The sequence below is a fragment of the Niallia sp. FSL W8-0635 genome, from assembly GCF_038007965.1.
GTDB lineage: Bacteria > Bacillota > Bacilli > Bacillales > Cytobacillaceae > Niallia.
The window spans coordinates 2,271,738-2,286,303 of record NZ_JBBOYD010000001.1 but is presented as its reverse complement, the minus strand read 5'-3'; the positions used below and the strand labels follow the sequence as shown (position 1 = coordinate 2,286,303).

Sequence of the window (14,566 nt, the reverse complement as noted above, 5' to 3'; positions counted from 1 at the left end):
TGTAAAGACCGCATCCAATTCATTTTATGGACAAATAAATATACTTATAGATAAAGCCCACTTCTGTTGAGTCGGGCCTTTATCTATTGTAAAATTTTTCGACAGTTGTATAACACTAATTCTGCAAGGGAAATGTATAGCTATATTATGAATTTTTCAACGAAAGAAGCGTGGATAATAAATGTGGTATCCCTATACTCTCATCATCATTTTTCTGCTTATTGTCCTATTTATGCCGAAAAAACTACATTTAAGAGAAATGTATTTTAGTTTAGGTATACTTGGCTTTGGCACATGGCTTGGAGATATACTAGTAGGAGATGTTTTTAAAGCCTTTCAACTTGGCCCCTCTCCTAATACGTACATAATTGACTATCTTTTTGTGACGATTATTCCTCCAGCAATCGGCTTGATTTATCTGAATTTTTTGATTCAAAACAAATCTATCCTCTATAAATGGATGTGGGTATTTCTATCCTTTTTTTTAGAATGGGGTGCTGTACTATCTGGTTACATGGAGAACAAAGGCTGGAAGACGTGGTACTCAATCCCTGTCTTTATTTTAGTATTCTTTGTATTTTTACCATTACATTTAAAAATTCTTCGCCATGAAAAATAAAACCATATTCCTCTAAAGCATCAAAAAGAAAAGAGACCGATTTCATATATAAAGAATACGGTCTCTTTCATAGATCACATGGAAAAATCTATTTTGTAACAACAATGCTAGTTTCACTATTAAAATTCGGCAGCCAGTCACCATGTGCTTCGATTAAATCATCACATAAGGAGATAATGTCATCCATTGATAATTCAGCAGCTGTATGAGGGTCAAGCATGGCAGCTTGATAAATATATTCTTTTTTCAACGTCATTGCCGCTTCAATGGTCAGCAATTGCGTATTAATATTAGTGCGGTTTAATGCTGCAAGCTGCTCAGGAAGATCACCTACATAGGTTGGAGTAATTCCACTACGATCGGCAATACATGGCACCTCGACACAAGCTTTCTCAGGTAGATTACTGATCAGTCTTCCTGTATTTAAAACATTACCGCCAAATTTAAAGGGAACGTCCGTTTCAATCGCCTCAATGATATGGGAACCGTATTCACGAGAACGTACATGATTCAACGACTTATTGTTTACTAAATCCTCTCGCATCGCTACCCAATCATTGATTTGTTTTTCACAGCGACGCGGATATTCATCTAACGGAATATGGAAACGCTCAATTAATTCAGGATAGCGAGATTTAATAAAGTATGGGTGATATTCTGCATTATGCTCAGATGATTCTGTTATATAATAACCAAATTTATCCATCAATTCAAAACGAACCATATCACCATGCTTTGTTTTTTGTAATTCGCGAGCTCTTCTCTTAATTTCAGGATATAAATCAACACCATCCTTACTTACTTCAAGGAGCCAAGCCATGTGGTTGATTCCGGCAATTTTCTCCTTTACACCAGTTCGATCCATCCCCAATGCTTCAAATAAGTCCTTTGTACATACTTGCACACTATGACATAGGCCAATCGTTTTAATAGATGTAAAACGATTCATGACGCCTGTCAACACCGCCATTGGATTGGTATAATTCATGAATAAGGCATCAGGACAAACCTCTTCCATGTCTTTTGCAAAATCAAGCATAACGGGAATCGTTCTTAAGTTTCGGAATATCCCCCCGATTCCAACTGTATCCGCAATGGTTTGTCTTAAGCCATACTTTTTCGGTATCTCAAAATCAATTACTGTACTCGGCTTATAGCCCCCTACTTGAATCGCGTTAATTACATATTTTGCTCCTCTCAAGGATTCTTTCCGATCTGTATATGCTTTAATTTGAATATTTTTTCCAAGGCTTTCCTTTAAATTATTCAGCATTTGTTCAGAATCCTCTAAACGCTGTTTATCAATATCAAATAACGCAAATTCAAAATCATCTAATGCGTCAACAAACATGCAATCACCTAAAACATTTTTCGCAAATACCGTACTTCCTGCACCAAGAAATGTAATTTTAGACATAGTAACTCCTCCCAAACTTTCTTCAATTTATCCTTTAACTGAACCAGATGCTAATCCTTTAACAAAGTGCTTTTGCAATAATAGGAACAATACAACCATTGGTAGAACAGCCATAATCGCTGCCGCAGCAACAAGATTCATTCGGTTAGCATTTTCTCCAAAGAATCCTGCTAATGCAACCGTAATGGTCTTCACTTCTTCTGCTTGCAGGAAGAAGATAGCGAATTGATAGTCGTTCCAAATAAATACACATGCAATGATTAAAATAGATGCAGTAACCGGCTTTAACAATGGGAATACAATCCGGAAAAAGATGCCCAGTGTACTAGCTCCATCGATTTTTGCTGCTTCTTCTAATTCTTTAGGAATGGTCGAGCGGATAAAGCCCGAATACAAGAAAATGGTTAATGGCAGGAATGAAGCGACATTATTCAAGATGGCAATTTCAAGGGTATTCATCATTCCAATGTCAACCACAAGCTTATATAATGGTACTAATGCAGTTAAAGGTGGAATCACCATTACTGCGATAAAGAACATAAAAACCACTTTATTTAGCTTTGTTTGCCTCCTAGCTAATGGATACGCTGCTAAAGAGCCAAATATTATCAGTAATAAAGCACTCACAAAGGTGATAATCATCGTATTCCAAAGTGCACTCCCAAGACTCGCCATTTCCCAAGCCTCTGTAAAGTTCCGGAAATTCATCACCTTTGGAAAAGCCCATTTCGAGCTGAAATCTCCCCTCTCCTTTAGCGCAGTCGTAATCAATATATAGAAAGGGATTAAGTGAAAGGCTGCGACCATAAGTGTTACTACTGAGAGAAGCCATTTTTTCTTTTTATTCATATAGTCCATTACGCCTCAATCTCCTTTCGTTTGAAGTATACAAGCGCCGCTAAGCTTAGGATTAAAATGATGATCGCCATAAACACCCCTTGTGTTGCGGCATAGCCCGCATCTTGACGGTTAAAATATAGGTCATACATAAACGTAGACATAGATTGAGAAGCATAACCTGGACCTCCGCCTGTAAGGGAGATAATCACATCGAACAATTTCAACCCACCAATAATGTTGATAACCATATTGATGGTGATGGATGGCATTAACATTGGCAAAGTGATATTTTTAAATTGTTGAAAACTAGATGCTCCATCAATTTGGACCGCTTCGTAATAATCTTTTGAAATACTTTGTAATCCAGCCAAGTAAATAATCATAGCAATACCGACAAACTGGAAGGTGTTAACGAAAACAATCAACCAAATATTAAGTTTCGGGTCTGCTAATGCATTAATTTTATCAAGACCTAGAAATACAAGGAGATCATTCAGTGCTCCTCCTTGGAAGGCAAAGAAGAAGTAAAAGATATACCCCATGATCAGTGGACTAATAATAACCGGCAAATACACCACTGTCCTGGTAAAATTCTTAAAGCGAATGCTTTGATTCAGTAAAAGTGCATATCCAAGACCAATTACATTCTGTAATACAGTACTACCGATCCCATATAGTAGGGTATTTTTTACAACCAGCCATGTATCCGGATCCTTCAACATCCGCGAATACTGTTTAAACCCAACATAATCATAGGTTTGAGAAAATCCATTCCAGTTTGTAAAAGAAATTTTGATTCCATTTAAAAAAGGATAAAAGATGAAAAAACAGATGGCAGCAAGAGCTGGTAGATACATCCACCAAAGGGAAGATTCCCGCTTCTTTTTACGATTCCTTTTCACATTTAGAGAAGCGTTGGTATTCGGCTGCCTTTTTGTCTCTACTTTTATCAAAGTAACCATCTCCTAAAATATCAATTTGAGAGGCGAGACTGATAACTTTATTCCCTCCTACCGAAAACTAATTCTTTTGTTCTAACAATCGCTTATATTCTACTTCCATCTTTTCTGAAACTTCATCTGGTGTCATTGTTCCCGATAATAATTCCTGGCCTGTAGCACCCATTGGATCCCACATGCCGCTTGGTAAATACACACGATCGAAATATGGCTCCACTTTTATATCCTTATACTTTTCGTAATCGTCAGAGTAATAGTTTTTAGAGTCCGTATTCGTCAAGCCTGCTGGAAGTGATGTACCCTCTGCAATCTCTTTCACTATCTCTGGCTGAGAGATAAATTCTAGGAATTTCTTTACTTCCTCTTTTACTTTAGAATCCTTCCAAACAGCTAATGTATGACGTTCTCCACCAATCCAGCTTGGCTCATCACCTTCTTCAATTACAGGCATTGGAATGATGCCAAGCTTTACATCTGGATTTAATTCTTCCACAGATGGTCCAAGCATACCGCCACCGACAATAAAGGCAATTTTATTTTGTGCCATCAAGTCTACCATTTGGTGATTTTGAGCGGTCAAAACATCCTCATTAAGTAATCCTTTGTCTTGCATTTCCTTTAATTTCTCTGGTAAATAGGTATAATTGGACCAATCAAACGTACCGTCCAGCAACTCCTTCTGGAAGTTTTTCTCCCCTGTAATTAATAAAGGGGTAGAAAATTGATCAAAATACTGGCCAAATGCTGATTTATCAGACCCAGCAAACCATAGAGGAGTTACTTCGCCTTTTCCTTTTTCCTTTATTGTTTCAAGTGCTGCCATAAATTCATCAAATGTACTTGGCGGCGTGATTCCATACTCTTCTAAAAGAGTCGCATTATATGTAAGTCCATCCTTTGCCTGATTAAGAGGATATGCGTAAACTTTACCGCTCTCATCTAGTAAAATTTGATTAAGTGCTGGATCTAGATCTTTCACCCAGTCCATATCTTTTAAATCCTCTACATACTCCCCGTAACGATGAATCGCCCATCCATGGGTATCAAATAAGTCTGGCATATCATTGGCAGCCATTTTGACACGAAGCATTCCTTCATAACCATCGGCCGGATAATTTTCTTTAATATCAATATCTGGATTTTCTTTTTCGAATTTTTCAACGACATTTTGAAGAGTAAGTTTATCTGCTTCATTTGTCATTGTTGAATAAAGTGTAACAACCGTCTTACCATTTTCTCCACTACCACCTGAAGCTTTACTGCATCCAGTTGCAATCGTCGTCAATGCAACAGCAATGACCACCGTCATTAAAAGCTTTTTCATAAAAACGCCCCCTAAAAATTCATTTTGAAAACACTAGGTACTTTCACCTAAATTTCGAGTTTGTTCACTTGCTGGTTTCTGGGAGCAACTATATAATGGAAATAAGCTCCCTTACATTGGTGGAGTTATCCGTTTTTTGCCCAGTGATGGCAGTCACTTTTTAACCTAGCATCAAGTATTTGGTGCTAGGAGGGCTATCTAGTTTACAAAATACGAACCATTACTAATTTGCACATCACCTCCTTTAATAGAATTCCTTTTTATTTCCCTCTACAGCTTTCCCTAATCACCAATTCTGTTGGAAGTGTAATCGTCATTGGAAGTTCCCTGCCGTTTAAACGGTCTAGTAAAAGCTTTACCCCAGTACTTCCCATCTCCCTCGTATGTACTCTAATTGTGGTCAATGGTGTACTCGCAAATTTTGCAGCTTCAATATCATCAAAACTAATAATAGCTACATCGTTTGGAACATGTAGATTAGCTTCTTGTAAAGCTCTTAAAGCCCCTATCGCCATTGGATCACTACCGATAAAAAATGCTTCGGGAAGCTTAGTTGATTGAATGGCCTTTTTCATCAACTTATATCCCTGTGCCATTGTATATTCCCCAATAAAGACAGCCTTTGTGTCAAATAAGTCTCTCTCCTTCATGAACCGTTCAAAGGTGGTAAGGCGTTTATCTTCAGAAATCAGCCTCTTATTTTTCATATGCTCCATTTCCTTCCCCCCGATGTATCCAATCCGTGTGTACCCTATACTTATCAAGTGATTTAACGCCTTTTCCGTCGCCCGTTCAAAATTAATCACGACAGAATCATATAGATCTTCATTTGGGGAATGGTTTATGTAAACAACATTATCCACTTGACTAATTGTTTTCAGCGTTGTCTCTTTCACTCTTCCTACGACAATTAGACCGTCTAGCCCTTCCATCATTTGGTTGCCTTCTGTTTCATGTAATCGAAATGTAGCTGTGTTGATTCCATTACTTGCAAGTTCCATTTCAATCCCTTGACGGATAGATAGAAAATAGGGATCGCTGATTTCTTCATCCAATGATTGGGTAAGGATAATCCCGACTTGCTTTGAAGTTAGCTGTCTTTGCTTTAACCTTCTTTCTAGAATTGTTTCATATCCTAGCTCTTTGGCAACCCGAAGAATTCGTTCCCTTGTTTCTGCCTGAACGGTAAGCGTATGATCGTTATTTAATACCCGTGAAACGGTTGATGTAGATACATTTGACTTATCCGCAATTTCTTTAATAGTTGCCATTTTAATTAAACCCTCTTCTTTTTCTTTTAAATCCAGTAAAACTTTTCTTTAAATCACAAATAATATTACCTGGCATATACGTATAATAACACCTAATGTAAAGGCTTACAATAAGAAAATTATTTTTTCTAAAAATTCATGCCTATGAAAATACCTTTACATCAGGACTTATTTAACCAAATTGGTTTTAAATTAGTAAAATTTTCAGTAAATATCTTCAGAAAAATTCTTTGCTGTTAGCCCCTTCCATTCTTGCAAAACAACTGGAATAACGCTCCTACACTCTATTTTTCCGACAAAAAAAGGAACTGTTCCTTTCAAACAATTCCTTTTTTTCGCTCATAATGTAGGTAGATTTAACGCTGTATCAATATTTTTCAAATGAAGATTGATTTGTTCATCTGGGTCAAAAGCATGATACCATCCTTTTTCAGCCATATACACCGACAGCTTTTCATGCATATCAAGTGCTTCTTCCAAATGACGACCGAGTATCTCCTTAATCTCAGGATTACCCGCCTCCGTAATCGCCATTGAATAATTTCTTATTCCACTTTTGACCGATATCAATAGGTCTGTTGCAATCATTTGATCTGTTAATGCATCCATTCCAGTTAAATATTCAATTATCGAATTCATTGTTTCTTCCCCCTAAGCCTTCCATCTGTTTAGCTTTCGATAAGATAGAGGAGAATTCCTGCAGTTGTCTTGTTGAAATGTCAACATCTTGCATCATCATCTCTTTAAGCTGCGGGTCTGATACGAGGGCACGCATTGTTTTCGATTTTGTCAAACAAATTGTTTTAAAACTAGCCAGTTCTTGTACTTCTAACACTTCATGTAAACAATAATCCATCTTCTTTCCCTTCCTTCGTTATGGTTTTAATACAACTTTAATGCAATTATCTGTTTTCGTATCAAAAATTTCATAGCCATGTTTAGCTTCGCTAAGTGGTAAAACATGACTAACTACATCGCCAGGATCAATTTTTCCAGTGGAAACTAGTTCAAACATATATGGCATATAATGAATGACAGGAGCTTGTCCAGAGCGAATATTGACATTACGTTGCATGATATCCCCTAATGGAAAACCATTATATCTGCCACCGTAAACACCAGAAATTTGGATGGTTCCACATTTACGAACTGCTTGTGCGGCCATGACAAGGGCACTCATCGTTCCTCCTTGAAGCTTCATACCACTAGCTAGAAATTCTAGATCATTCATTTTACCATCCATACCAACAGCATCAATAACAACATCTGCGCCACCTTTTGTGATTTCCTTTAAATAGCTTCCGACGTTTTCATGCTGTTCAAAATTAACGATTTCTACCTTATTCGTCCGTTTTGCATGTTGCAGGCGATAATCAATGTAATCTACTGCAATCACACGCTTTGCTCCTTTTAGCCATGCAAACTTTTGGGAGAAAAGTCCAACTGGTCCACAGCCAAACACAATAACTGTATCACCTTGTTTTACCCCTGCATTATCTACACTCCAAAAGCCTGTTGTCATCGCATCCGCAATAACACTTAGTTTTTCATCTGGCTCCTCACAGGTTTCAGGAATTTTAAAATGTGTGAAATTTGCAAAAGGCACCCTTAGATACTCTGCTTGCCCCCCTGGATAACCACCCGTATTTCCTGAATAGCCAAAATAAGCACCCATGTCACCATTATCATTGGAATTATCACACTGACTCTCCAAATTATTTTTACAGTACTGACATTCTCCACAAGCAATATTAAAAGGAATGATTACTCGATCCCCTTTTTTTAATTTCGTTACACCAGGTCCAACCTCTTCCACAATCCCCATTGGTTCATGCCCAATCACGTAGTTTTCCTCTAAATTCGGAATCATTCCATGGATTAAATGCAAATCTGATCCACAAATAGCTGTACTAGTAACTTTAATGATCATGTCATCAGCTTTTAGAATTTTGGGATCTTCCACTTCCTTTACTTCCACATTTTTAATACCTTGATATGTTACTGCTTTCATACGATATAACCTCCATGTTTAATGTACATCAGGTGTCCGATCAAACATCCCTTTTCGATTTGTTTCACCAGTAAATAGATTCATACTCCCTATCATCATCGTATTTTTGGCAGAAAGCTGATCTAATTGATATTGCTCCCTTAAATCATGAGGATGAAACCATTTTTTTGCGATCATCAAATCGGTTATTTCTTGATGCATTTGAATTGCTTGCTTTAGCTGCTTTCGCAAAAGGATTCTTAAATCTGGGGATGTTGTTTCTGTTAGCGCAGCTGCTAAATTTCTTACCCCCTCCTTTGCACGAATAAGATAATCTGTTGCTAACGTTGTGTCAGCAAGCTCTGGCATATTCAATGCATTAATCGGATCTTGATAGTCATTGTTCACTGTATGCCACATCCTCTCCCCCAATAATTGGAGTTGGTCTGCTTTGTGGGACAGCCGTTTCAAATGGTGCTCTCTTATATATTTCCCGTAATTCTGCAAGTGCTTGAATCGACTGATCTACATCTTTTTGCATTAAATTTTTTAAATCTCGATCAAAAACGAGTCCTTGCATTAGCTTTGATTTAGCGATACAAAGTGTCTTGAAATTAATCACTTCATGTAAGTCTAATGATTCATGTGGAGCCAATTTTAATGAATCCATGCTAAATACCTCCTCAATTAAGATGACATACTCCTGTATTTTCCCCTTATTCAAGATTCATTTTGCTAGTAATATTTAACGGTTCCTTTTTTTTATAAAAAAACTGACAATTCAACTATCAATTGTCAGTTTCTAATCCTATTATTCGTCCTTGATCCAAAGGCTTGAAATGCTTATCCTTCTCATAATTTATATCGGTGTTATTTTTCCAATGAATTAAGTTTTTTGAACATATGCCAATCGCTTTAAAATTCTTTTGCGCTTCTCTTAAGGATTCATCATTTGCTCTACCGCCAAGATCTGGCTCAAGGAATTGCAGCTCATCATCTTCCCACTTACATATCGTACAAATTTCCCAGGAATTTCGTTCATTCAATGTCTTATATCCACAACAGGGACATGTATGTAAATTTGCTGTCATGTAATTACCTCTTTTGTATAAAAAAATGAACCTAGATTTCGTTTCTCTCCAATTTTTTTCAGATAAATAATGTCACCATTATATAAATCAAGAATATGCTATATATACTAAGGAGGACTCTATATGAATGACGATAACTGGCTTCATTTAATGGATGAATGGCTTAAAAATCATTTTCTTGATCCACTGACTTCCGTACTTGATGAAAGAGAATTTCGGATTGATGTGTATGAAACAGAAAAGGAATATATTGTCGAAGCTTTATTACCAAACTGCAATCCTTGCGATATTCACATATATGTTGAAAAAAATCTCCTAATCATTAAGGCAATTCTTTCAGATTCAAATGCTCGCGAGGAAAAGCAGAGAACGATTAATTTTCCGATTCCTATTACACAAAATCCCATTCATGCTGTATACACGAATCAAATTCTTGAGATTTTCATTAAAAAAGCAAAGCAGCAAAACGGTTTGCAATCGGCTAAGATACCGATTCAATTTTTATAAGGAAAATTCTCTTTCATATGTTTTTTTCAACGTATAATACTGAATACCTTTCGTATGCTTTAAAGCACTTTTAGCATGCTTTTTCGCCATTTCTCCTTCTCCTTTTATTAAAGTGATTTCCGCTAATAGTGCTTCTTTCATCCATTTTTTCTTTATCTTTTTCACGAGCTTTTCAGCTTCTTCTAGGTTATTTTCTTTAATGAAAACAAGTGTTTGATAATAATCTCTGCTTTCAGGCTGTTTTATTTTCTCTACTTCTTCTTTTAGACCTAATGTTTTATCAAAGTAAAGAGAAAATATAATCGTAAACAGAGGATATTGGGATTGATATTTTTTCTGCTTGATTAATTTTCGATAACTTGCAATCACTCTTTTATCGTCTTTATTGCTTATCCCATAGATAAAACTGTAGTAGGGATGCTTTTTATTTTTTTTAAATAGCTTATCCAATTTTTTTATATTTCTCGTTGTATTAATGTGAACCAATGCTGTTATGTACATAATGATGAGAACAAGAATATAACAAATGAATATATTCAACATTGTGGGATATGAAAAATAGTTGTCCAATAGAAAGAATGTAATAAATGCCACTATAATCCCAATAATAAAAGTCATTACCGATACCAAAACTATTCTCCTCCCTTATATAAACCATGCACGTGATAAGTGCTGAATTCCCTCTTCAATTTCCTTTTCCTCTAATCCCCCAAAACCAAGCAGAAGGGGATAGCAAGTTTTTTTCTCTGTATAATATGGTTTCGTTGAATATATTTTAATCCCTATCCGTTTTGCCTCCATAATACAGCTTTCGTCTGTTTTGGATGGGACTCGGATGACTAGATGCAGACCAGCCTTTTCACCTATTACTTCCACTTTTTCTCCCATATACCTCTTTAAACATTGTGTTAAAATCGCATACTTTCTTTCATACACCTTGCGCATACGCTTAATATGTCGTTCAAATTCACCATTTTGTATAAATCTAGCTAACGCCTGCTGTAAAAGGGGAGAGCTTGATTGTGAGTCCATTTTACTTCGTCCGTTCCATTTTTCAAGCAACACATCTGGTAAAATCATATAGCTAATTCGTAACGATGGCATAAACGCCTTTGAAAATGTCCCCAAATATATAACTCTGTCCTGTTGATCAATGGCTTTCATACTCGGAATGGGAGACCCTTGAAATCGAAATTCGCTGTCATAATCATCCTCTAAAATAAACCCGTCCCTTTTTTCTGCCCATTTTAACAGCTCAATACGTTTAGTTATCGGCATAATCTTTCCAATCGGAAATTGATGCGATGGCGTAACATAAGCCAAATTACAATCACTGTTGAAAAGCGCGGATAAGTCATGTCCATCCTCTTCTAACACCGGAATTGGTTGGATGGGAACCCCTCTTTCCTTAAATACATTTCGCACTCCATTATATCCTGGCTCTTCCATCCCGACACATAATGCTTTTTCATCCATAAGAGATAGAACAAGATGAATTAAATGTTCAGTTCCTGCCGTAATAACAAGATTATTAGCAGTCGTCTTTATCCCACGGGAACGATACAAATATCCAACCAACTCTTCTCTTAATGATAATTCTCCTTGCTTATTGCCATACTTCACCCAATTAGACGGATTGTCTTCCATTACAGATTTCATCGTCTTCTTCCACGCGTTTATAGGAAAATTATGCCCATCAATATCCCCATAATGAAAATCTAAAGAATAGCTTGCGTGCTCCACTTGAGGTTCTTCTGCCTTTTTCTTCTGTGTCGTCGTATATTCATAACTAGGTAAGGCAACAACCGTATAGCCACTTTTCTCTTTACTCTCCACATACCCTTCCGTCCATAATTGTTGATAGGCATCAATAACCGTATTTTTACTAATCTGCAAGACACTAGCTAAATAACGAATCGATGGAAGCTTTGTCCCCGCTTCTATCTTCCCTGATAAAATTTCTGTTTTAAAATAATGATACAGCTGCATATATACGGGCTCTTTACTATCTTTATGCAAATGAATAGCTATATTCACATTATTCCCCCTTCCTTTCCCTTTGTACCTATAAAATTATCTTAAACTGTTCCTATTGAAATGACTATTTTTATTTTAAAATGAAGGAACAATATATGAAAGGGATGAATGGCATGCGACAATCAACAATGAAAGTAACGGATAAACAGAAAATAAATGATTTTTTACATAAAACAAATATAGGTCATCTTGGATTAGTGGATGACCATGTTCCTTATGTTATCCCATTAAACTTTGTTTGGTTCCATGATTGCCTATACTTTCACGGCGCAAATGAAGGAAGAAAAACACGGATTATCCAAAAAAATAACCATGCTTGCTTTACTATCAGCGAAGAAAGAGGCGTAATGAGCAACCCAATTCCAGCAAAAGTAGATACTGCCTATATGAGTGTAATCATATTTGGGAAAGCCACACTACTAGAGAATATGGATGAAGGCCGGGATGTCATGCAGGCTATGCTAAACAAATACGTCCCTGGATATTATGAGAAACCACTCGCTAAATCCCATCTAGAAAAATATGTGTCAACACTTGGGAGTAAAACAGCCATTTACAAAATTACCCCTTCTGCCATCACGGCAAAAGAAAATAAATTGAATGAAACGGTTAAATTTACACCTGGAAGAACCATTAAGATGGATTTGTAAGGAGTTTGGGCATGGATGGAGATCCTAATTGTTGTAGGAGCCTTTGCTTTATAATACGCTTATTCTTTGAGTTGGATCGCTGATGAAGGCGATCCTTCTGTTACGTTTTGGGGAGTTGTTTTTTTGGTTTTGGATTATATATCTGTTTTGGATCATATATCTTATTTTTGGATTATATCCTCTCCACTTTGGATCATATATCTTATTTTCGGATTATATCCACCCCACCTCCAATCATTCATCTCATCTTCCCTTCCCATCTCCTAACTAAATTTTCTTATCCACGTATTATTTTCATAAATTGACAAACACTACCAATAAATGGTGGAGGTGGATTTGTTTATGAAAAAATTTCTTTCTTCTCTACTTCTCTTCTTAGGAGTATGCATGCAAGTTTCACCTGTTTGTGCTTCTCCAAGTGATAAGGAAGTAGAGACCTTAGCTAATAAACTCGGCTGGACTACAGATGATTTAGAAGAATATTTAACATTTAAGGGATTAAATGTGGAAGATTTTGATAATATACATCTATTGGAAAAGCAGCTTGGTACCCCTATCACTCCTACAAACCTTGAAAAGCTGCTAAATCAAAATTCTATGACAAGAGAAGAATTGGATATTTTATTGGCAGGATTCCATGAATCGGTTGAGGATTTCTGGTTTTTAGAAGATTTAGAAGTTGCCATTGATTTTTATAAAAATCATGAAGACAAAATGATTCAATTAGAAGAGTTTCTTGAAAATATTGGGTTTGATGATACAGAAAAGCAGCAATTTTATGCACATTTAAATAAGCAAAACCCTACCTTGCTTGCATCAAAAGTGGAGGAATGGAAAGAGCAATTAACTGGATTTCAAACAATGGATAAGGAAAGCGGGCTAAGCGCCAAAGACAATGAAGCATTAAATCATTTTTGGCAAGATTTCTTTACAACAACGGCGATGAAACCAGTCTTAATTAGTATTGATGATAATGGGAAAAGAAAAGAACTTGCATTACAAGACTTAATGAAACAGAAGTTAGATACAACGGTTGCAATCGAATTATATGATAAAAATGACAGATTAATTGGCGATGCAGTTGTGGCGCCAGAAATAGTTTTATCGGTAGAAGCAGTAAATAAAATGGTAGAACTAACAGAAGTAACAGAAGGATTAGCTACTCTTTATGCAGCCCAGCTTCCAAATACAGCATCTCCACTACCTGTCATCTTATGCATTGGTTATATGCTACTACTAGTCGGCATATTCTTAACCTTTAAGAAAGCATCGTATGAAAAATAAAAGGAAGATGATTGGAATCTCCTGTCTTTCGATAGGCTTGTTTATGGTTCTCTATACTCTTACCAGCTATTGGACCATTAATAGCATCACAAAGCAACCCGTTCTTCATCCAAACAGAATAATGGATTTATCCAAATTACGACAGGTACATGCAGGGGAAAAAATTGGAGCAATTATTGTCCCGAATAAAAACAATACGATTCCTGTTTACGAAGGGACAAGTGCAAAAATTTTAGAAAAAGGCGTGGGTCACTACCGAAAGAGCGCTTTGCCTGGGGAAAACAATAATGTGGTACTTTCAGGACATCGTGATACTTTTTTTAAATTTCTAAAGGAGTTAAAAAAGAACGATTCACTGATTCTTGAAACAACAGATAAAGATTATGAATATAAAATTACAAAGTTTTCTATTGTAGCTTCAAACGATACTACCATTCTAAGTCCAAAATCCAGACCCATCCTTACCCTAACTACTTGTTATCCTTTTTCCTATATCGGAAATGCACCAAAGCGCTATATTGTAACAGCTGAATTAATAAAAACAATCGATTTAGCAAATAAATAAGGCCTGAACGCT

General features: G+C 36.4%; 18 protein-coding genes. 5 read left to right on the top strand and 13 right to left on the bottom strand.

Features of this window, described 5'->3' with window-relative positions:
* Positions 1-181 precede the first annotated feature (181 nt).
* Positions 182-619, top strand: a complete 438-nt coding sequence (locus NYE52_RS10950) for a hypothetical protein (protein ID WP_341193087.1) — start codon at positions 182-184, stop codon at positions 617-619.
* Between the two features lie 88 nt (positions 620-707).
* On the opposite strand, the gene NYE52_RS10945 is transcribed toward NYE52_RS10950, so the two are convergent.
* The 11 genes from NYE52_RS10945 to NYE52_RS10895 form a co-directional block, all read right to left on the bottom strand.
* Positions 708-2,036: an alpha-glucosidase/alpha-galactosidase gene (locus tag NYE52_RS10945; protein ID WP_341193086.1), complete on the bottom strand. Its 1,329-nt coding sequence runs from the start codon at positions 2,034-2,036 to the stop codon at positions 708-710.
* A 27-nt stretch (positions 2,037-2,063) separates the two neighbouring features.
* A complete protein-coding gene (locus NYE52_RS10940; RefSeq protein ID WP_341193085.1) occupies positions 2,064-2,894 on the bottom strand; it encodes a carbohydrate ABC transporter permease in 831 nt (276 codons plus the stop codon).
* Positions 2,894-3,733, bottom strand: coding sequence for a carbohydrate ABC transporter permease (locus tag NYE52_RS10935; RefSeq protein WP_341195162.1), 840 nt, complete (start codon positions 3,731-3,733; stop codon positions 2,894-2,896). The genes NYE52_RS10940 and NYE52_RS10935 overlap by 1 nt, the downstream gene beginning before the upstream one ends.
* 163 nt (positions 3,734-3,896) lie before the next feature.
* A complete protein-coding gene (locus tag NYE52_RS10930; protein WP_341193084.1) occupies positions 3,897-5,159 on the bottom strand; it encodes an ABC transporter substrate-binding protein in 1,263 nt (420 codons plus the stop codon).
* A gap of 260 nt (positions 5,160-5,419) precedes the next feature.
* On the bottom strand, positions 5,420-6,430 hold the full coding sequence (locus NYE52_RS10925; RefSeq protein WP_341193083.1) for a LacI family DNA-binding transcriptional regulator: 1,011 nt from the start codon (positions 6,428-6,430) through the stop codon (positions 5,420-5,422).
* A 339-nt stretch (positions 6,431-6,769) separates the two neighbouring features.
* Positions 6,770-7,069 carry a spore coat protein gene (locus tag NYE52_RS10920; protein ID WP_341193082.1) on the bottom strand — a complete coding sequence of 100 codons (300 nt, stop codon included), beginning with the start codon at positions 7,067-7,069 and terminating at the stop codon, positions 6,770-6,772.
* Complete coding sequence (locus NYE52_RS10915; protein WP_341193081.1) at positions 7,053-7,286, bottom strand: hypothetical protein; 234 nt, start codon at positions 7,284-7,286, stop codon at positions 7,053-7,055. Before NYE52_RS10915 ends, NYE52_RS10920 begins: the two co-directional genes overlap by 17 nt.
* Before the next feature lie 18 nt (positions 7,287-7,304).
* On the bottom strand, positions 7,305-8,441 hold the full coding sequence (locus tag NYE52_RS10910) for a zinc-dependent alcohol dehydrogenase (RefSeq protein ID WP_341193080.1): 1,137 nt from the start codon (positions 8,439-8,441) through the stop codon (positions 7,305-7,307).
* Positions 8,442-8,459: 18 nt separating this feature from the next.
* Positions 8,460-8,828: a spore coat protein gene (locus NYE52_RS10905; RefSeq protein WP_341195161.1), complete on the bottom strand. Its 369-nt coding sequence runs from the start codon at positions 8,826-8,828 to the stop codon at positions 8,460-8,462.
* A complete protein-coding gene (locus tag NYE52_RS10900) occupies positions 8,818-9,090 on the bottom strand; it encodes a spore gernimation protein GerQ (protein WP_341193079.1) in 273 nt (90 codons plus the stop codon). Before NYE52_RS10900 ends, NYE52_RS10905 begins: the two co-directional genes overlap by 11 nt.
* A 118-nt stretch (positions 9,091-9,208) precedes the next feature.
* A complete protein-coding gene (locus tag NYE52_RS10895; protein ID WP_341193078.1) occupies positions 9,209-9,511 on the bottom strand; it encodes a CPCC family cysteine-rich protein in 303 nt (100 codons plus the stop codon).
* A gap of 123 nt (positions 9,512-9,634) precedes the next feature.
* Here NYE52_RS10895 and NYE52_RS10890 point away from each other — a divergent pair, with 123 nt between their 5' ends.
* Positions 9,635-10,018, top strand: a complete 384-nt coding sequence (locus NYE52_RS10890) for an Hsp20/alpha crystallin family protein (protein WP_341193077.1) — start codon at positions 9,635-9,637, stop codon at positions 10,016-10,018.
* Here NYE52_RS10890 and NYE52_RS10885 read toward each other — a convergent pair.
* On the bottom strand, positions 10,013-10,648 hold the full coding sequence (locus tag NYE52_RS10885) for a hypothetical protein (protein ID WP_341193076.1): 636 nt from the start codon (positions 10,646-10,648) through the stop codon (positions 10,013-10,015). The genes NYE52_RS10890 and NYE52_RS10885 overlap by 6 nt on opposite strands.
* 15 nt (positions 10,649-10,663) lie before the next feature.
* A complete protein-coding gene (gene pdxR, locus NYE52_RS10880; RefSeq protein ID WP_341193075.1) occupies positions 10,664-12,055 on the bottom strand; it encodes a MocR-like pyridoxine biosynthesis transcription factor PdxR in 1,392 nt (463 codons plus the stop codon).
* 104 nt (positions 12,056-12,159) lie between these two features.
* On the opposite strand from pdxR, the gene NYE52_RS10875 reads away from it, so the two are divergent.
* The 3 genes from NYE52_RS10875 (at position 12,160) to NYE52_RS10865 (ending at position 14,554) form a co-directional block, all read left to right on the top strand.
* Positions 12,160-12,705 (top strand): pyridoxamine 5'-phosphate oxidase family protein, encoded by a 546-nt coding sequence (locus tag NYE52_RS10875; RefSeq protein ID WP_341195160.1) that lies wholly within the window; start codon positions 12,160-12,162, stop codon positions 12,703-12,705.
* A 342-nt stretch (positions 12,706-13,047) separates the two neighbouring features.
* Entirely contained in the window at positions 13,048-13,989 is a 942-nt protein-coding gene (locus tag NYE52_RS10870; RefSeq protein ID WP_341193074.1) for a processed acidic surface protein, read from the top strand.
* Positions 13,979-14,554 (top strand): class D sortase, encoded by a 576-nt coding sequence (locus NYE52_RS10865; protein ID WP_341193073.1) that lies wholly within the window; start codon positions 13,979-13,981, stop codon positions 14,552-14,554. The genes NYE52_RS10870 and NYE52_RS10865 overlap by 11 nt, the downstream gene beginning before the upstream one ends.
* Positions 14,555-14,566 lie beyond the last annotated feature (12 nt).